Source organism: Pedobacter sp. ISL-64, assembly GCF_018613605.1.
Classification (GTDB): Bacteria; Bacteroidota; Bacteroidia; order Sphingobacteriales; family Sphingobacteriaceae; genus Pedobacter.
Window position 1 is genome coordinate 87061 of sequence record NZ_JAGGPU010000022.1, and the last position, 17586, is coordinate 104646.

Annotated in this window: 17 protein-coding genes and 1 pseudogene; 9 read left to right on the forward strand and 9 right to left on the reverse strand. The window is 37.4% G+C overall.

Annotated features, from left to right (window positions below):
* Positions 1 to 49 precede the first annotated feature (49 nt).
* The 4 genes from J7E57_RS23850 to J7E57_RS23865 all read left to right on the forward strand — a co-directional run bounded on the left by J7E57_RS23850 (position 50) and on the right by J7E57_RS23865 (position 4941).
* On the forward strand, positions 50 to 1783 hold the full coding sequence (locus J7E57_RS23850; RefSeq protein WP_215129327.1) for a DUF4091 domain-containing protein: 1734 nt from the start codon (positions 50 to 52) through the stop codon (positions 1781 to 1783).
* 236 nt (positions 1784 to 2019) lie between these two features.
* A complete protein-coding gene (locus tag J7E57_RS23855; RefSeq protein WP_029279713.1) occupies positions 2020 to 2331 on the forward strand; it encodes a DUF3467 domain-containing protein in 312 nt (103 codons plus the stop codon).
* Positions 2332 to 2407: 76 nt separating this feature from the next.
* Positions 2408 to 3631 carry an OmpP1/FadL family transporter gene (locus J7E57_RS23860; protein WP_029279710.1) on the forward strand — a complete coding sequence of 408 codons (1224 nt, stop codon included), beginning with the start codon at positions 2408 to 2410 and terminating at the stop codon, positions 3629 to 3631.
* Positions 3632 to 3642: 11 nt separating this feature from the next.
* Positions 3643 to 4941 carry a G-D-S-L family lipolytic protein gene (locus J7E57_RS23865; protein WP_215129329.1) on the forward strand — a complete coding sequence of 433 codons (1299 nt, stop codon included), beginning with the start codon at positions 3643 to 3645 and terminating at the stop codon, positions 4939 to 4941.
* Between the two features lie 53 nt (positions 4942 to 4994).
* Here J7E57_RS23865 and miaA read toward each other — a convergent pair whose 3' ends face one another.
* The 4 genes from miaA to J7E57_RS23885 form a co-directional block, all read right to left on the reverse strand.
* Positions 4995 to 5924, reverse strand: coding sequence for a tRNA (adenosine(37)-N6)-dimethylallyltransferase MiaA (gene miaA, locus J7E57_RS23870; RefSeq protein ID WP_215129331.1), 930 nt, complete (start codon positions 5922 to 5924; stop codon positions 4995 to 4997).
* A 108-nt stretch (positions 5925 to 6032) separates the two neighbouring features.
* Positions 6033 to 6680, reverse strand: coding sequence for an IS1096 element passenger TnpR family protein (locus J7E57_RS23875; RefSeq protein ID WP_215129333.1), 648 nt, complete (start codon positions 6678 to 6680; stop codon positions 6033 to 6035).
* A 99-nt stretch (positions 6681 to 6779) separates the two neighbouring features.
* Positions 6780 to 8186, reverse strand: coding sequence for a CCA tRNA nucleotidyltransferase (locus J7E57_RS23880; protein WP_215129335.1), 1407 nt, complete (start codon positions 8184 to 8186; stop codon positions 6780 to 6782).
* 119 nt (positions 8187 to 8305) lie between these two features.
* Positions 8306 to 8872, reverse strand: coding sequence for an L-threonylcarbamoyladenylate synthase (locus J7E57_RS23885; RefSeq protein WP_215129337.1), 567 nt, complete (start codon positions 8870 to 8872; stop codon positions 8306 to 8308).
* Between the two features lie 536 nt (positions 8873 to 9408).
* Between J7E57_RS23885 and J7E57_RS27530 the strand changes: the two are divergent.
* The 3 genes and pseudogenes from J7E57_RS27530 to J7E57_RS23900 form a co-directional block, all read left to right on the forward strand.
* Positions 9409 to 9549: pseudogene (locus tag J7E57_RS27530) on the forward strand (hypothetical protein); the annotation flags it as partial.
* Positions 9550 to 9567: 18 nt separating this feature from the next.
* Entirely contained in the window at positions 9568 to 9735 is a 168-nt protein-coding gene (locus tag J7E57_RS23895; RefSeq protein WP_215129339.1) for a hypothetical protein, read from the forward strand.
* A gap of 160 nt (positions 9736 to 9895) precedes the next feature.
* Positions 9896 to 10453, forward strand: a complete 558-nt coding sequence (locus J7E57_RS23900; protein WP_215129341.1) for a DUF4136 domain-containing protein — start codon at positions 9896 to 9898, stop codon at positions 10451 to 10453.
* A gap of 10 nt (positions 10454 to 10463) precedes the next feature.
* Here the strand turns inward: J7E57_RS23900 and J7E57_RS23905 are convergent, their stop codons facing one another.
* Together J7E57_RS23905 and J7E57_RS23910 are read right to left on the reverse strand one after the other, a co-directional pair.
* The gene (locus tag J7E57_RS23905) at positions 10464 to 11579 is read right to left on the reverse strand and encodes a glycosyltransferase family 4 protein (protein WP_215129343.1); all 1116 of its coding nucleotides are present in this window, start codon (positions 11577 to 11579) and stop codon (positions 10464 to 10466) included.
* A gap of 78 nt (positions 11580 to 11657) precedes the next feature.
* Positions 11658 to 12476, reverse strand: a complete 819-nt coding sequence (locus tag J7E57_RS23910) for a 2,3,4,5-tetrahydropyridine-2,6-dicarboxylate N-succinyltransferase (protein WP_184469604.1) — start codon at positions 12474 to 12476, stop codon at positions 11658 to 11660.
* 248 nt (positions 12477 to 12724) lie between these two features.
* Here J7E57_RS23910 and J7E57_RS23915 point away from each other — a divergent pair, with 248 nt between their 5' ends.
* A complete protein-coding gene (locus J7E57_RS23915; RefSeq protein ID WP_215129345.1) occupies positions 12725 to 13126 on the forward strand; it encodes an RNA-binding S4 domain-containing protein in 402 nt (133 codons plus the stop codon).
* 57 nt (positions 13127 to 13183) lie between these two features.
* On the opposite strand, the gene J7E57_RS23920 is transcribed toward J7E57_RS23915, so the two are convergent.
* On the reverse strand, positions 13184 to 13957 hold the full coding sequence (locus J7E57_RS23920; protein WP_215129347.1) for an EcsC family protein: 774 nt from the start codon (positions 13955 to 13957) through the stop codon (positions 13184 to 13186).
* A gap of 108 nt (positions 13958 to 14065) precedes the next feature.
* On the opposite strand from J7E57_RS23920, the gene J7E57_RS23925 reads away from it, so the two are divergent.
* Entirely contained in the window at positions 14066 to 15991 is a 1926-nt protein-coding gene (locus J7E57_RS23925; RefSeq protein ID WP_215129349.1) for a redoxin domain-containing protein, read from the forward strand.
* 50 nt (positions 15992 to 16041) lie between these two features.
* Here J7E57_RS23925 and J7E57_RS23930 read toward each other — a convergent pair whose 3' ends face one another.
* Together J7E57_RS23930 and J7E57_RS23935 are read right to left on the reverse strand one after the other, a co-directional pair.
* On the reverse strand, positions 16042 to 16518 hold the full coding sequence (locus J7E57_RS23930) for a nucleoside deaminase (RefSeq protein ID WP_215129351.1): 477 nt from the start codon (positions 16516 to 16518) through the stop codon (positions 16042 to 16044).
* 83 nt (positions 16519 to 16601) lie between these two features.
* The gene (locus J7E57_RS23935) at positions 16602 to 17201 is read right to left on the reverse strand and encodes an OmpH family outer membrane protein (RefSeq protein ID WP_029279685.1); all 600 of its coding nucleotides are present in this window, start codon (positions 17199 to 17201) and stop codon (positions 16602 to 16604) included.
* Between the last annotated feature and the right edge of the window lie 385 nt (positions 17202 to 17586).

Here is a 17586-nt window from a genome sequence, read left to right on the forward strand (position 1 = left end):
CTTCTTAATCACTTAATCTTATTCTATTAGGTTTGATTAACTTAGGTTTATGAAGTTTTTATCTGTGATATTAATCATGGGCTTGGGTTTAACAAGCGCAGCTCAGGATGTTAGTCTGGCCTTGCAAAAAGCAAAATTGCCAGATAGCGAAACTATAAATAAGGAGTGGAATAATACCTCTGGAGGTTTAAATATTAGTTTTGCTAATAGTAACCTCAGGTTTGCAAAAGAGGTACCTCCAGCCATTTCAATTCAAAATACATGGAATACTGCTGCCTGGAAAGGAGAAAAAGTACATACCCAGCTGTTGCTTTGGACAAAAGCTAAGCATACCAACATCAGTATACAGGTTTCTGATCTCAAAGATCAACAAGGCAACAGCATAAAAAAAGAAAACATTACTTCAGGTATAATTAGATATGTAATTACCGACGAGTTTAGAGATGGCTGTGGCTACCGTAAAGCTGCAGATTTTGATTCATCGTATGTAGCAGACCTGATCAATACCAAACTTAATACAATCGGCATTAATGCTAAAAATACACAACCAGTTTGGTTAAGTATAAAAGTTCCTGTTAATGTAAAAGCCGGAAGTTACTCTGGAACAGTCAAAATTAAAGGGGAAAAGGAATACAATCTGGCCATTAAAATCAAGGTACTCGATAAAACTTTACCACCTCCAAGTGCGTGGAAATACGATTTAGATTTATGGCAGCATCCTGCTGCTATTGCCCGGGCGCATAACGTAAAATTATGGAGCGACGAACATTTTGTATTAATGAAACCATATTATACAATGTTGGCCAATGCCGGACAGAAAACAATTACAGCAAGTATTGTAAACGAACCCTGGGGGCATCAAACCTACGATGATTATCCAAGTTTAATCAAATGGATAAAGAAAAAAGATGGCAGTTGGCTTTACGATTATAACCTATTTGATAGATACATTGCTTTTGTAATGGCCACTGGCATAAATCAACGTATTAATTGCTACAGTATGGTACCGTGGAAAATTGCTTTTACCTATTGGGATGAAACTGCACAAAAAGAGGTTGTTTTTACAGAAGCTATTGGAACACCTGCTTATGATGCATTTTGGAAGAACATGCTTACCGATTTCACCAAACATTTAAAAGCTAAGAACTGGTTCGAGAAGACATATATCGCTATGGATGAGCGCCCGATGAAAGCTATGCAGGCTGTAATTAAACTATTAAAAAGTGTTGATCCGAAATGGAAACTCGCTTTAGCTGGTGAATACCATCAGGAAATCGAAAAAGATATCGATAATTATTGCATTGCTTCAAAATGGGAATTTCCGGCTGATGTGTTGCAAAAACGTAACGAGCAAGGTAAAACCAGCACCTGGTATACTTGCTGTACCGAACCTTACCCAAATGCATTCAGTTTCTCTTCGCCTGCAGAACAGGTATGGATGGGTTGGTATACCGCCAATAAAAATATGGGCGGTTATTTGCGTTGGGCATATAACAGCTGGACCAAAAATCCTTTAACCGATACGCGTTTTACAGCTTGGCCCGCTGGCGATACTTATCAGGTTTATCCCGGACCATTAACATCGGTCAGGTTTGAAAAATTGATTGAAGGTGGACAGGATTTTGAGAAAATTAAGCAACTGCAGGCACTTTATACCAAAAATAAGAATACAGCAGCACTTGAGGAATTGAATAAAGCTTTAGAAAATTTCAACTTAAAATCTTTATCAATGGTTACTGCTGATGAAATTTTAAAACGCGTAAAACCGCTGCTAAACAAATAATAGATGAAGCCAAATACTTTTTTGTGGGGTTGATGATCTGCCTGGTGCATTGTGAATTTCGGCAAAATATATACAAGTAAAGCAATGGTTATTGCAGACAATAAAAAAAGCATTAGCTATTGCTGCGTTAGATTTTTTAGAGAAATAACTTTTAAAGCGCCATAAAATTAATTTTATTTCAAACATTATGTTTTAAATTCCACTTAAGCAGTGGAATTTTTTATTTTTGAGCTATTATGGAAGAACAACAAAACGAGAATCAATTAAATATAGAGTTATCGGAAGAAATCGCTGAAGGAATTTTTTCTAACTTAGCCATCATTACCCACTCTAATACAGAATTTGTATTAGATTTTATCCGTGTAATGCCGGGAATTCCGAAGGCAAAAGTTAAATCAAGAATTATCTTAACTCCAGAACACGCAAAGCGTTTATTATCAGCATTGGAGGATAATATTCAGAAATTCGAAGCCGTAAACGGGCGTATTAAAACTCAAGAAGAACCACCTTTTCCTATGGGCTTCGGCGGGCCAACCGCTCAAGCGTAAGACTATTCAAAATCTTACAAACAAATATTTGTTTGCTATGTTAGCATAGTATATATTTGTGTATAACCATTTATAGATGAAAAAATTTTTATTGAGCGCATTACTTTCTGCCCCACTTTGGGTTTTGGGGCAGGGTTTCCAGGTTAATTTACAAGGACAGAAACAAATTGGTATGGCAGGTGCAGGTTCTGCGTTGGCTTTAGACGAGGCTTCCGTATTTTATAATCCCGGTGCAGTAACTTTCTTAGAGAAAAACTCAGTTTCAGCAGGTGTAAACCCATTATTATTTAAATCCGCTTTTAAACAAACGGGTTCGAACGTTACAGAGGATGTGAAGAACAAAATTGCCCCTCCTTTCGAGTTTTATGCGGTGTGGGGGCCGAAATCAAATAAGTGGAAGTTAGGCTTAGGGGTGTATACCCCTTTTGGCGGTTTAGTAGATTGGGGCGATAATTGGTCTGGTAAGTATGCTTTAACCTCACTAAATTTAAAAGCAATCTATTTTCAACCAACATTAAGTATAAAAATTACCGATCGTATTGGTATAGGTGCAGGTTTTGTTTATAACCATGGCGATGTAAATCTTCAAAGAGCTATTCCTGTAAATTTTCCTGATGGTCGTTCGGGAAAAGCAACCTTAGATGGTACCGGAACAGGTTATGGATGGAATGCGGGTTTATATATCAAAACATTAAGCAATATCTCTTTCGCACTCGTACATAAATCGAAGGTAATTACGAAACTTGATGGTGGTTCAGCAGAATTTGAAGTTCCAAAGTCATTAGAAGGATCTTTTCCAGCAGGAAATACCTTTAACGCTGAATTACCCTTACCAGCTACCACAAGTTTAGGTATAGGTATTCCATTGTCAAAAAGTACAGTTTTAGCTTTTGATGCAAGTTGGGTACAATGGCATATTTATCAGGATTTGTCTTTTGATTATGCTACCAATACACCTGCGCTCGTTGATACAAAATCAGCGCGCAATTATCGTGATGGTTCTTCGTTTAAATTAGGTATTAACCACCAGGCCTCAGAGAAATTAGCATTAAGAGCAGGTATTGGTTATGCTTTCTCGCCGGTACAGGATGGGTACGTAACACCCGAAGCTCCTGATGCTGACCGATACATTTTAAGTGCAGGTTTAGGTTATACGCCAACCCGCCATTTCGAAGTTAATGCATCGTTCTTTTTTGAAGATGTTAAATCGCGTAAACAAAAGAATATTGAAACGGGCCTAGATGGTACCTTTAAAACTTTGGTTTATGCACCAGGTATTTCATTAACTTATAAATGGTAGGAGAAATTTAAATGAAAAGATATATATTAAATAGTTTCGTTGCTGCTATCATCCTTTTTGCAGCAGCTTGTAGACCCGAAATAGAAACGCCTGCAGGTACAACTGCCGGACAAGCTAATTTTAGTAAATACATTGCTGTGGGTAACTCCTTAACTTCAGGATATGCCGATGGAGGTTTATATTTGGAAGGACAAAAAGTTGCTTATCCAAACTTAATTGCCGCCAAAATGGCTATGGTAGGTGGTGGGGCATTTACCTCTCCGTTTTTTAGCGAAGAACATTCAAACGGCTCAGGTTATATTTCTTTAACAGCACTGGTTAATGGTACCCCAACTTTAACTCCTGTTGTTGATAAACTGGCTATAAGAGATGCAGCGAAGCATTTAGACAAATACAATGGCGAAATCCAAAACTTGGGTATACCTGGAATGCGTGTTGATCTGGCCTTCGATCCAACGCTTACTTTCAGTGCTGCAAATCCTTATTTCGAGCGTTTGTTGCCAGATGCTCAGGTAGGTAAAACCAATTATTTTCAGTTTATTCAAGGAAGAAATCATACTTTTTTCTCGCTTTGGCTTGGAAATAATGATGTATTGGGTTACGCTTTAAATGGTGCAGTTACCGTATCTACCGATCCTACAACGGCTTTAACAGATAAGGTTACTTTTTCTTCTTTATATGCTAATTTTTTAAATGTTTTAACTGCAGCTGGCCAAAAAGGTATAGTTGGTACTATTCCTGATGTAACTGCAATCCCTTATTTTAATACAGTTACCGTAGCAGCTTTATTAAATGCTGCCAAAGCAATTAATCCTGCCGCGGCAGCTATTTATATTCAAACAGGGACGGGTGCGGTAAGGCCTGCAACCGCTGAAGATTTAATCCGTTTACCGTTTCAATCAGAGGGCATATTTGGCAAGCCTAATGGTTCTGGCATTCCTTATGGTTTACACCCATTAAATCCGATTGAAAATAAATGGGTATTAGATAAGGATGAAGTAATTAAATTAAAAGATTATGTAAATAGCTACAATAGCAGCATTAAATCTTTAGCCACAAGCAAAGGTTTAGCCATTGCAGACACTTATGCTTATTTTAATCAGGTTAAAACTGGTATTAATGTTCAGGGGGTTGGTATCAATGCTTCATTTATTACCGGTGGCGCATTCTCTTTAGATGGTGTTCACTTAACGCCACGTGGAAATGCAGTAATTGCCAATGTATTTATAGATGCCATTAATGCTAAATACGGTTCTACTGTACCAAACATTGATATTACGCAATATAGAGGCGTTAAATTCCCAAATTAATTCAAAAAGATTTTTATATTTTTAAAAGGTTCTAACGCTGTTGGGACCTTTTTTCATTTTAGCCTATCATGGATAAAATTGATTACCTTTTCTTTTTCAATAGGTTCAAACCAATTGATCTCTTCATCTCTTCTAAACCAGGTGAGTTGGCGTTTGGCAAAGCGACGTGTGTTTTGTTTGATTGCAGAAATGGCATCTTCAAAAGATAATTTTCCGTCTAGGTAGTCGAAAAGCTCACTGTAGCCTACCGTGTTTAAAGCATTATATTTTTTAAAGGGTATTAGCGATTTCACCTCTTCTAGTAAACCATCAGCAATCATTTTATCAACTCTTTGGTTGATTCGGTCGTAAAGGATAGCACGATCGGTATTGAGACCTATTTTGATAATGTTAAATGGTCTTTTCTTTTTTGTAGCGGAAAGCATTGACGAAAGTTTTTGTCCGGTTGATAAAAATACCTCCAAACCCCTGATCATTCTTTGTGGATTTTGTTGATCTACCTTTGCAAAATATTCAGGATCTAATGTTGCCAGCTGTTTTTGGATACTTGATAATCCTTCTTCTTCAAACTGTTTATTGAGCCTTTCACGTATGGCTAAATCAATATCTGGCATTTCATCCAAGCCATTAGTTAAGGCATTAACATATAAACCTGAACCTCCAACCATAATGGCCAGATTGTGTTTTTTAAAAATTTGATCGAGGGTATTTAGCCCTTCTATTTCAAAATCGCCTGTGCTGAACAGTTGTGAAACCGAATGTGAATCAATAAAGTGATGTTTTGCCGCTGCTAACTCGCCTGCATCAGGTTTTGCGGTTCCTATGGCCATTTCCTTAAAAAACTGACGGGAATCGGCAGAAATGATTTCTGTATCAAAATGTTGTGCCAATTGTATTGCCAAAGCCGTCTTTCCTATTGCGGTGGGTCCAACAATAGAAATTAAGGTTTTTGATTTTTTACTAGTTTGATCTACAGTAAGCATAACATTTTAAAAGAAAAAGTCAGATGTATACATCTGACTTTGTATGGGTAATAATTCGTTCGATTAGTGCTGATCCGAAGGTTCTGGGCAGCATGCCGATATTGTGAATTAATAGTCGTCTTTGTGGCTATCATCTTCGAAGTTATCACTATCAGAAAATTCGTCGCCGAATTCGTCTTCTTCGCTTTCTTCATCTTCCTCTCTCTCTTCGGTATTGATACCCATTTCGCCCATGGCTTCCAATTCGTCGGTATCTTCTGGTACAAAGTTCATTTCATTTAAGAAATCAAATTCGCTTGCCGCCGCTGCTGCACCTCTTGGATCAACTGCCTGTGGACTGTTTTGCTCCATTATTTTGGGTGCTTCACCACTGCTTTTAGCTAAAAATGGATATTCTATATTTGGATCGGCATCTAAAATTATTTTTACCAGCTCTACATGAAAATCATAAGGGCGATCGAAATTGTAGATATAGTAAAACTTTTGATGAGGGTCTTCAATAAAACCACTTAGTTTAGAATTCTCCATTAAAACTACACGGTCTTTTTTACGCTCACTTGGTAAATAAGCAATTTCATCACCTTTTAACCAATTATCGGTGCTTACGTAAAAAGAGGAAGATTTTTCGACATTATAACCCGTAGATCTGTGAATAGCCTTATGCAGGTCTTCAAATGTTTGGTTTGATTTAATGTCGATCTCTCTTACAACATCATCAAAATCTTCGAAAGTAATTCTAAATTTATAAATAGCCATTATAGTGTTTTGGAACAGTAAAAATAAAGTTAATTTATAATTACCACAAATATCAGGTGGCATAAAAGACAGCCTAATTGTAGTGTTTTAGCAATTAAATTATTTATTAACAGGATTTAATCCCATTTGTTTTGCCTGATTTAGCATAAAATTAAATGCTTCGTGATAGTCGTTTGTGATCTCGCCCTCTAATATGGCTTCGCGGATGGCATTTTTGATTATACCAACCTCTTTTCCTGCATCAAGTCCGAAAGTTTCCATGATATCGTTTCCTGAAATAGGGGGCTGCCAGTTTCTAATTTTATCGCGTTCTTCTACATCCTTAAGCTTTTGTTTAACCAGCTCAAAGTTGTTTCGGTATTTTGTTTTTTTGTATTCGTTTTTAGTCGTTACATCGGCGTTGCAAAGCAGCATTAAACTTTCAATTTCTTCGCCGGCATCAAAAAGTAATCGCCTTACCGCAGAATCTGTAACGGTTTCCTGTGCCAGAACAATCGGGCGTAAATGAAGCTGTACCAATTTTTGCACATACTTCATCTTTTCGTTTAAAGGTAGTTTTAACTGTGCAAATATTTTCGGAACCATTCTGGCTCCTCTATCTTCATGCCCGTGGAATGTCCAACCGTGGCCTTCTTCAAAACGTTTAGTGGCTGGTTTGGCAATATCATGTAAGATAGCCGCCCAACGCAACCATAAATCATCAGTGTCTGCGCAAATGTTATCTAATACTTCAAGTGTATGGTAAAAATTGTCTTTATGTCCTTTTCCTTTAATAATCTCTACCCCATAAAGCTGTGCCATTTGAGGGAAAATGAGCTGCAATAAGCCTGTATCAAAAAGATGTTTAAAGCCTATAGAAGGTTTTTTTGAAAGGATGATTTTATTCATCTCATCTGTTATCCGCTCTTTTGATACAATGGTAATACGCTGTTTTTGCGTTTTAATGGCATTTAGGGCAGCCGGATCGATGTTGAAATTAAGCTGCGAAGCAAAGCGGATTGCCCTCATCATGCGCAAAGGATCGTCGGAAAAAGTAACTTCCGGATCGAGTGGGGTACGGATGAGCTTGTTTTCTAAATCTTTAATCCCGTCAAACGGATCTAACAGTTCACCAAAATGATCGGCATTTAAATTGATCGCTAAAGCATTGATGGTAAAATCTCTGCGCAGCTGGTCATCTTCTAAAGTACCATCTTCAACAATTGGTTTACGGGAATCAGAACGGTAAGATTCTTTTCTAGCGCCTACAAATTCGACTTCTAAATCTTGATATTTAATATTTGCTGTACCAAAATTTTTAAAAACAGCAACTTTGGTGCTCAGTTTTCTACCCACTGCTTCAGCATATTCTATTCCACTGCCCACAACAACAACATCAATATCTTTTGAAGGGCGATTTAAAAATAAATCGCGAACAAAGCCTCCGATTACATATGCTTCGGTATTGCTCTTATCGGCAATTGTGGATAAGGTTTTAAATATGGGGTTTTGTAGGTGTTGCTGCATAAAAATTGCTTCGTGCTGTCCCGAATGTGCGAGATCAGCATTTATTAGTATTAAGTCGCTGAAAATAAATTGGGTGACGAATTACTTAATGATGCGAAATTAATAAAAACTATTGAGGCTTACTTCCTAATAAACTCAAATTGTCCGCCGGGAGAAAGTTTCATAATGGTTGATGGCTTTCTGTTGGTTCGGTTTTCCTGCTCAAAATCTACCACATAATCAACAGCATCAATAATTTCGGGGGCTATATCGTCAAAGAATTTTGGCGAAGGCTGCCCGCTTAAATTTGCAGAGGTAGAAACTATAGGTTTCCTGAAGCGTTGGATTAATGGTGTGCAAAAATCGTGTTTAACAACTCTGATTCCCGCGCTTCCATCTGCATTTATTACATTTTGGGCTAGATTTTTTGCTCCAGAGAAAATAATGGTTAAAGGATTTTCAGCATATTCAATTAAATCATAAGCCACATCAGGTATTTCAGCAACATAACTTTGCAGTTTGCTGTCTACATCCAGTAACACAATGAGGCTTTTTTCGGCAGGACGGTTTTTTATTTTAAGCACTTTATCCACTGCTTCAGGATTTGTGGCATCGCAACCTATTCCCCAAATGGTATCGGTAGGGTAGAGGATCACCCCGCCCGATTTTAATACTTCAAAAGCTTTGTTAATCTCGTCTCTTAGCATTTTACAAAGTTAATTTATTAAGAGGAAGTTAAATAATGTTAATGTTTGGTTTTTGACTTTAAGAGTCTATATTTTTATGCAAACGCTAAAATAATATGAAAAAGTTATTCGCCCTCGCAATATTTATCGGTTTATCTCCATTCGTTATTGCCCAAAAAAAATCATATTTCATTATACAAACAACATCAATATTAGTGGAATAACCAGTGATATAAAATTGGAGCAATATTATTTAAATGGGCAGTCGTTAGAAATAGCTATGCCAAGTACTAGTTTTAAGAATGATACGACCTATGAGGGCCTACGTAGGAGGACGAGGGCTAAGTTGATGGTGAAAGACAATGAGAAGAGAGTGCCATTTGTGTTGAAATCGCCAGATATTTCTGGTCTTATATATGCGGAAAACATCTGGCCAAAGGCAACTTATTTAGTGGTGGATACGTTGAACAATTTTAATTGGAAAATCTCTTCCGAAACAAGGAAAATTAATGGCGAAACTTGTATGAGGGCCGAAACCGAGTTTAGGAGGCCGTAAATATATTGCCTGGTTTAAAAAAGATAATTTAGTTAAAGCTGGGCCATGGAAATTCGGCGGTTTGCCAGGCATTATATCTGAAGTGAGTGATACTGAAAATATATATCGCTATACTTTAGAAGAAACAGAATATGTAGACTAGTTTCCTATAGAACTAAAAATGCCAAATGCTTATACCGATGATGAAATGATCAGTCATGGCACGTTTATTTCAAAGTGGAAAGCAAATAAAAAGGATGTAGAAAAAAATAATGATGTAGTTACTTATTCTCTAACGGGATCAAGTAATATCAAACAAACAGTTGCACCTATTAAGGAATTATATTGATTTTGTAAAATATTTAATCACAGATAGATAGCATCAAAACATAATCAAACAGAAATCGTTTTACAGATAACAATCTGATTGTAAAAAATATAAATGATTTTCCTTTTTGATTGTCAAAATCGTTATATTTAATCAGGTTATTTACACAACAGCGCACAAAATGAGAACAGCACAAAAATTATTAATGCTTTTTACAGTGGTATTGGCATTAGCAGGATGTACAACACTCCGCACCGCATCAGATTATGATAAAAATGTCGATTTAAGCGGTTACAAAACTTACAATTTTTACGATAAAGGCATAGCAAGGGTTAAGCTTAATAATCTGGATAAACGCAGATTAATAGCCGCGGTTGAATCTGAGATGAATGCCAAAGGATTTACCAAATCAGACCGACCTGATTTATTGGTGAATTTGGTGGTAGTTGCCCGGGAAAAAACAGATGTTTATGGTCCAGGTTACTACGGTGGCTGGGGATGGGGCTGGCGTGGCGGCTGGGGAAACCCTTTCTGGGGCGGCGGCGGAACCTATGTAAACCAATATATTGAAGGTACAATCATTATAGATTTCTTAGATCCTGCTAAAAAGATCTTATTCTGGCACGGACAGGGATCCGGTTTTAACCTCGATAGCTTTAACAAAAGAGAAGAACGTTTATACACCGGCGTAAAAGAAATATTGGCGCAATATCCACCAACTGTTACTGCTGCTAAATAATTTGTAGCCGTTACGTTAAAATATCTAAATAGCAATCCATTAATTGCTGAGTAACTACAGGGCTGTTGAATTTTTGAACAAATTCCAGCCCTTTTTCCTTCATCTCTTTTTGGAGCTGCGGTCTTTCAAGAATTTGATTAATGGCTTTTGCAAGTCCGTTAGCATCATCAGGTGAAATGTATAAGCTATCTGGTCCGCCAGCTTCTTCCAGGCACGACCCAGTTGCTGCAACAACAGGGACCCCCGAATATAGCGCCTCGATAATCGGAATCCCAAAACCTTCATAAAAGGAAGGATAAACAAAAACATTTGCCATTTGATAAATACCAGGTAGATCGGCAAAAGGGATATTTTTTAAGAATAGAATTCTGTTTTTAAGGCCGAGTTTTTCTATTTCTTTCTCAACGGTTTTGAAATAAGCCGTTTGTTTACCTATTACCACAAATTTATACTCCTCATTAACCTCTTTTAAAGCCTGAACAGCCAATTTAAGGTTTTTACGCTCTTCAATGGTGCCAACGTTTAGGATGTATTTTTCAGGCAGTTTATAAGTTGCCTTAATGCGGCTTAAGGTTTCTTTAGCAAAAGGTGTTTTAAAACTGTCATCACAGCTTTGGTAAATTACCTCAATTTTTTCAGAACTGATCCCATATAAATCAATAATGTCTTCTTTTGTTTTTTCGCTGATGGCGATAATTTTATTGGCCCGTTTACATGCAGATTTGCTTTTCCACTCGTATAATTTCCGGTCTATAAATTTATAATACTGAGGGAAGCGAAGAAAAATTAAATCATGAATGGTAACAATCGATTTAATCCGGGTATGTTGTATGGCTAATGGAATTTCATGACTGAGCCCATGATAAATCTGGCAACCATCTTGATTTAAATCTTTAAGGATATTTAAACTTCGCCATAAAAAAGGCCCGTTTTTTGGAAGCTTCAGTTCGATGTTTTCATTTGCGAGAAAAGCATCAATCTGTTTGGCCGATTTTACTTTTGGAGCGTACACCAAATACTGGTGCTGAGGAAACTGATGTGCCAAATGCTCAATTAAAGACCGGCTGTAATTACCTAATCCTGTTAAGTTATTGGCAGCACGCTTGCCATCGTATCCAATCTTCATTAGAGGTGTAAGGTTTAAGGTAAAAGGTGTAAGGCTTTGGGTGTTACCTTACACCTTAAGCCCTATACCTTAAACCATTTATACGGCTACGTTATTTTCTCTCAACGCATCGTTAAGCGAAGTTTTCTTATCTGTACTTTCTTTACGTTTACCAATAATTAAAGCACAAGGTACCTGGAATTCGCCCGCAGGGAATTTTTTAGTATAGCTTCCTGGTATTACCACCGAACGTGCAGGAACAATTCCTTTATATTCTACTGGTGTTGGGCCGGTAACATCAATAATTTTAGTTGATGCAGTTAATACCACATTAGCACCTAAAACAGCTTCTCTTTCTACTTTAACACCTTCTACCACAATTGCCCTAGAGCCTAGAAATGCATCATCTTCGATAATAACCGGAGCAGCTTGTACAGGCTCTAAAACACCACCAATACCCACACCACCACTTAAGTGAACGCGTTTACCAATTTGTGCACAAGAACCAACAGTAGCCCAGGTATCAACCATAGTACCTTCATCAACGTAAGCGCCAATGTTTACGTACGATGGCATCATGATTACACCTTTTGCTAAAAACGCACCATAACGCGCACTTGCCATAGGCACAACACGTACACCAGTTGTTTTATAATCGGTTTTTAAATCCATTTTATCGTGGTAAACGAAAGGACCACTTTTAATTTCTTTCATCTCGCGAATCGGGAAATATAAAATTACTGCTTTCTTTACCCATTCATTAATGCCCCAAGAGTTTAAAACTGGTTCAGCAACACGAATTTCACCCTTATCAAGGCCCATAATAACGGCTTCAATGGCTTCGCAATAGTTACTGTATTTTAAAAGGGTTCTATCCTCCCAAGCGGCTTCAATTAATTTCTTTAAATCTGAATACATGATGTTTTTAAATTTTACGCAAAATAAATCAATTTTTGCTTATTAAATGGTTAATTGTTTAAATTGTTTTGTAGATAGGTTAACTGGTTAATCTTTTGAATTGGTTAACCGAGTCTGCGGGGTGCTTAATTGTTAAATTCTTATGAATTAGGTTAATTGTGGTTAGGCGTATTCTGCAGCTAACCGATTGACCAGTTTCTACAATTAATCAACATAGGAATTAACCTAATTATGTATTTTTGAATTTTATGACAGAGACAGAAAAACTTAGGATAGATAAATATTTGTGGGCGATCAGGTTGTTTAAAACACGGAGCCTGGCCACCGATGCCTGTAAAGCAGGAAGAGTGAAACTCAAAGGGCAGAATATTAAACCTTCTGCTATTGTGAAAGTTGGTGAGGTTTATCAAGTATCGAAAGGGATTGAAAAGAAAATTATCGAAGTGCTAGAACTGTCGTACAACAGAACAGATTCGCCAACAGCCTTAACAAAATATAAAGATTTAACGCCCGTTGAAGAAACACATGCTTTTAAATCGATGTTTCATGCACCAAATTTAAAACGCGATAGAGGTACTGGCCGTCCGACTAAAAAAGACAGACGTGAAACTGACGATTTGATAGGAGGAATGTTTGACGAGGAGGATTAGTTGGCCCCCAGTCTTGAGTCAAAAGTCCTTAGTCTAATCGAGGCTCGGATTAAATAATTAACCCCCATTTTTGAGCCTTAAGTCGTCAATAGACTCATGACTTAGGACTATGGACTGAAGACTAAAATACCGCATCCGGTAGCTCATCATTGCTGTTTTGCCCAGTTTTTCGATCAATTTATAATTGGCGACTGCACCGACTGCTGCCCCTACAAATGGAAGCATCTGCGCAAGTTTGGCTAAATCAATATAATCGCGGTATTGCTGTTGGAAGGTAAGCCAGTCAAATTCATCAATATTGGTAGGTAATTGGTGGGCTTTATCATCCCAATCCTGCATTTTCATAAATACATTCTGGCTTTCTTCTTTGCTTGAAAAGGCCAGCTGGAAGATGTGTAAAATATATAAACGTTCGCGGTAATCTTTAACATCGTATCCGTAAACTGCGGCAATATCAAAAAGCATCTTCATCTTTATGCCCAGCAATAGGGGGAAATCTGCCAGGCTCATTAAAAAACCTCCTGCACCTGTAATTCCGCCTTCTGCAGCACCTGTTTTTTTATAGTTTTCTATCTTTTGCTTAATTAATGCCTCGCGGTGCATCAAGGTTAAATCGGTAATTGGCTTCGACGTGGTAAATGTTGAACCAAAAAGCACAGCCTTAACCATTTGTTTAATGGCGGATGTGATCGCGTTATGAACCTTATCAGGGATATAACTATTAATTTTTTTCTGAACTTTATCGGTTACCTTATTAAAAAGAGAAGGTTTCTGCAAGGTTTTAAACCTCCAGAAATCTAATTCACCCGTTATTTTTTGTTCGTAGGTCATGCTTAATTACTACAATAATTATTCCTTAAAATTTAATATAAAATAACTTTGAAGAATAAAGAATAAACTATATATTTAGTTGCCTGATAAAAACTTAATCCTTTCATTATGAAAACCTTAAAATTATTATGCTTACTCGTATTTGCTGCTGGAGTAGCAAATGCACAAGGCGTGAAATTTTCTGCTAATACGCCTGCAGCAGGAAATACAGTTAAATTTACTTACAACCCCAAGGGGACCAATCTCGAAAATTTGGCTGATGTAAAATGTACCAGTTATACTTTTTTTTCAAAATCGAACCCCAAAAGCACTAAAATTGAACTCACTAAAGACGGAACGGTTTATACGGGAGAAATTTCTACTCCGGATAGCGTTACCATAGTTGGACTTGCTTTTTCGGTAGGTGATAAAAAAGATGAAGCGCCTGCTGGTTATGTTTTAGAATTCACTAAAGCAGGGAAAGTGCCAGCTGAAGCTTATCTTAACGAAGCTTTTTTGTACGGATTGGCAGGAAATTACTATTTGGGTCTTACTATCGATCCTGAAAAGGCCGTTTCACTGTATAAACAAGCTTTTGCTTTAAAACCCGAGCTGAAAAAGAAAAATCTAAATCAATATCTGTCGCTCGAGTACAAAGCAGATAAAGACAAAGGAACAAAACTAATCAACGAGAATATTTCTGCATTAACGAAACTAAAAGAACCAAAAGAAGAAGATTTAGGTACAGCTTTAAGCCTTTACTCGCTATTAAAGAAAAAAACTCAGGCAGATTCTGTTAAAGCCATCATAATTAAAAAATACCCTACAGGAAATTACGCCTGGAATGATGGTATGAATTCACTTTATGGTACAAAAGATTTTGCCACACAAATACAAAAGGCCGAAGAAATGATTGCTGCCTTTAAACTTGATCCAGGTAAAACAGTAGATGCAGGTAGATTGAACTCAATTTATAGTATGTTGGCTAACAGCGCTATAAAAGCTAAAGATCTGGAGAAATTTCAGGATTACGCCAAGAAGGTCACCGATAAAATGACCAGGGCAAGTTTGTATAACAATAGTTTTGCCTGGCCGTCTGCTGAGAAAAAAGAGAATATCGGGCTTGCTGCTCAGCTTTCAAAACAATCGCTCGAACTGATAGAAGCATCAAGAAATGATGAGATGCCAAAATATTACAACACTAAAGAAGAATACCTCAAATATTTAGACGGCGCTTATGGTATGTATGCTGATACTTATGGACTGTTACTATATCATCAGGGAAAATTTAAAGAGGCTTTAGCTATGCAAGAGAAGGCCATTCCTTTATATGCAACAGTTCCGCCCGATGTATCGTCCCGTTATGTAACTTATTTAATTAAGGATGGCCAAGATGATAAAGCTTATAGTGAGGCCGAAAAATTAATTAAAGAGGGTAAAGGCAATGATTCGTTAAAGAACGAATTTAAAATGCTTTATACTAAACTAAAGAAAGATGGAACTTATGAAACTTACCTGGCCAATTTAGAAAAAGCAGCATTGGAAAAGGAGCGTGCAGAATGGATAAAGAAAATGATTAATATTCCAGCCCCTGCGTTTTCATTAACCAATCTTAAAGGCGAAACCGTAAGTCTAGCCAGTTTGAAAGGAAAGATCGTAATTTTAGATTATTGGGCAACCTGGTGCGGACCTTGTGTGTCTTCTTTCCCAGGCATGCAAAAGGCCTTAAACAAATACGCCAGTAATCCAAATGTGGTATTCCTGTTTGTAAATACCTGGCAAACAGAAGAGAATAGAGAAAAATTGGTAACTGATTTTATTACTGCAAAAAAATACAATTTTAATGTGCTGTACGATACCAAAAACGTAAAAGACCCTTCCAGATTTGATGTGGTAAGCGCCTATAAAGTTGATGGAATCCCAACCAAATTTGTGATTGATGGGGATGGTAATATCAGGTTTAAAGCTGTAGGTTTTTCTGGCTCTGATGATGGTGTGGTGAAAGAAATAGACTCGATGATCGGCTTGCTGGCAGGAAAAGAATCGAGCAAATAAACAATGATTTCCAAACAGAAAAGGTGCTGATTATCGGCACCTTTTCTGTTTTAGTATTCTATCCTCATTGGTGAGGTTTCCCATAGCTTAAAAGCTGCCAGGGCTTCATCGCGCATCAGCTGGATAACCGGCAGGCTTCTGTTTTCCATCGGCTTGTCTAGCTCTTCGTAGATAAATTTATCACTAAAACCAATGTGTTCGGCGTCAGCCTTGGTATTTGCATAATAAATCGTATCAATTCTTGCCCAATAAATGGCGCCTAAACACATGGGGCAAGGTTCACAACTGGTATAAATTACACAGCCACTTAAATCGAAAGTGTTTAATTCGGTACAGGCCAGCCTGATTGCCGAAACCTCCGCATGCGCTGTTGGATCGTTGGTAGAGGTTACCTTATTTGCCGATTTGGCAATCAACCTCCCATCTTTTACCACTACAGCTCCAAAAGGCCCACCAATGCTTTCGCTTACATTTTGTACGGATAACTCGATTGCCATCCGCATATATTCCTGATGTTGATTGTCCATATTAATTTGATCTTCTATAAAAAACAGCACAAAAAAAATGCCCCGATTTTATACGAGGCATTTATATTTTAATGGCTATTCGCTTATTTTTTGCTGTATTCTGCGTTTAAGCCTTTAATTACTTCTGAAGTAACATCTAAACTTTCGTCGGCAAATAAAATAGCGCTGTTACCTTTTGAGTAAGTTAAAACCATTTTATAACCTTTTTCTTTAGCGTAACCTTTTAAGTAATCAGCCACTTTATCATAAAGTTTTTCATTCTCAGCAGCTTGCTCATTCTGTAAAGCACCGCCAGCATTTTGTTGGTAAGTTTGTAGCTCTTGTTGTTTACGTGCTAAACGCTCTTCGGTGCTTTTACGTTGATCGGCAGATAAAGTTTGTGCCGATTGCTGGTATTGTGCAACTTCTCTTTGAAAAGCCTGACCTTTAGCTTGCATGTCTGCCTGAGCATTTTTGGTCTTACCTTCAAATTTCACTTTTAGGTCTTTGAAGTATTCATATTTTGTAAGTAACGAGTCGGAGTTTACATACACAATTTTCTCAGTTTGAGAAACCGCTGCAGTAGTACCCTCTGTTTTTTTAGTTTCAGTAGTTTTAGTGTCTTTGTTCTGGCATGCAGAGAAAGCAGTTATCAAAGTTGCTGTTGCAAGTAAACCAAAGGTTTTAAAGGTTCTTCTTTCCATTCTTGTTTAATAAATTTTAGCAAACTTATATAAATTAGTTTTTATATCCAATTTAAAGAAAAGTCTATCGCAACACAAGTTGATGCAAAGTAGATTTTGCGTTGGGCCGTTGGTTAAGCATTTAATTTACTAAACGCTAAGCGCCTACCACTAACCGCGCAATATGATAAGTGGTGATTTGAAAAGCAAGGTCAGTATTTCAAATCGTTGCTCGTCCCGCTGTCCGCTTTATTTCATGCCCGCTGCCATCGGGTTTAGGTGGCACGGCTAGTAATGGCTATTAGGGGTTGCAGGGTGGCCATAGTAAATTTCATAACACCAAACGTTCCTACGGAACGAAAAAAATGTTTCATTTTTTTCTACCCATGAGGCGTTCCTCTGGAAC

Coding starts and splice junctions, on each gene's coding strand:
- J7E57_RS23850 (WP_215129327.1), top strand. CDS start 50: ATGAAGTTTTTATCTGTGATATTAATCATGGGCTTGGGTTTAACAAGC.
- J7E57_RS23930 (WP_215129351.1), bottom strand. CDS start 16,518: ATGGACAATCAACATCAGGAATATATGCGGATGGCAATCGAGTTATCC.
- J7E57_RS23905 (WP_215129343.1), bottom strand. CDS start 11,579: ATGAAGATTGGATACGATGGCAAGCGTGCTGCCAATAACTTAACAGGA.
- J7E57_RS23855 (WP_029279713.1), top strand. CDS start 2,020: ATGGAAGAACAACAAAACGAGAATCAATTAAATATAGAGTTATCGGAA.
- J7E57_RS23920 (WP_215129347.1), bottom strand. CDS start 13,957: ATGACCTACGAACAAAAAATAACGGGTGAATTAGATTTCTGGAGGTTT.
- J7E57_RS23915 (WP_215129345.1), top strand. CDS start 12,725: ATGACAGAGACAGAAAAACTTAGGATAGATAAATATTTGTGGGCGATC.
- J7E57_RS23885 (WP_215129337.1), bottom strand. CDS start 8,872: ATGCTAAGAGACGAGATTAACAAAGCTTTTGAAGTATTAAAATCGGGC.
- miaA (WP_215129331.1), bottom strand. CDS start 5,924: ATGCTTACTGTAGATCAAACTAGTAAAAAATCAAAAACCTTAATTTCT.
- J7E57_RS23900 (WP_215129341.1), top strand. CDS start 9,896: ATGAGAACAGCACAAAAATTATTAATGCTTTTTACAGTGGTATTGGCA.
- J7E57_RS23910 (WP_184469604.1), bottom strand. CDS start 12,476: ATGTATTCAGATTTAAAGAAATTAATTGAAGCCGCTTGGGAGGATAGA.
- J7E57_RS23860 (WP_029279710.1), top strand. CDS start 2,408: ATGAAAAAATTTTTATTGAGCGCATTACTTTCTGCCCCACTTTGGGTT.
- J7E57_RS23935 (WP_029279685.1), bottom strand. CDS start 17,201: ATGGAAAGAAGAACCTTTAAAACCTTTGGTTTACTTGCAACAGCAACT.
- J7E57_RS23880 (WP_215129335.1), bottom strand. CDS start 8,186: ATGCAGCAACACCTACAAAACCCCATATTTAAAACCTTATCCACAATT.
- J7E57_RS23865 (WP_215129329.1), top strand. CDS start 3,643: ATGAAAAGATATATATTAAATAGTTTCGTTGCTGCTATCATCCTTTTT.
- J7E57_RS23895 (WP_215129339.1), top strand. CDS start 9,568: ATGCCAAATGCTTATACCGATGATGAAATGATCAGTCATGGCACGTTT.
- J7E57_RS23875 (WP_215129333.1), bottom strand. CDS start 6,680: ATGGCTATTTATAAATTTAGAATTACTTTCGAAGATTTTGATGATGTT.
- J7E57_RS23925 (WP_215129349.1), top strand. CDS start 14,066: ATGAAAACCTTAAAATTATTATGCTTACTCGTATTTGCTGCTGGAGTA.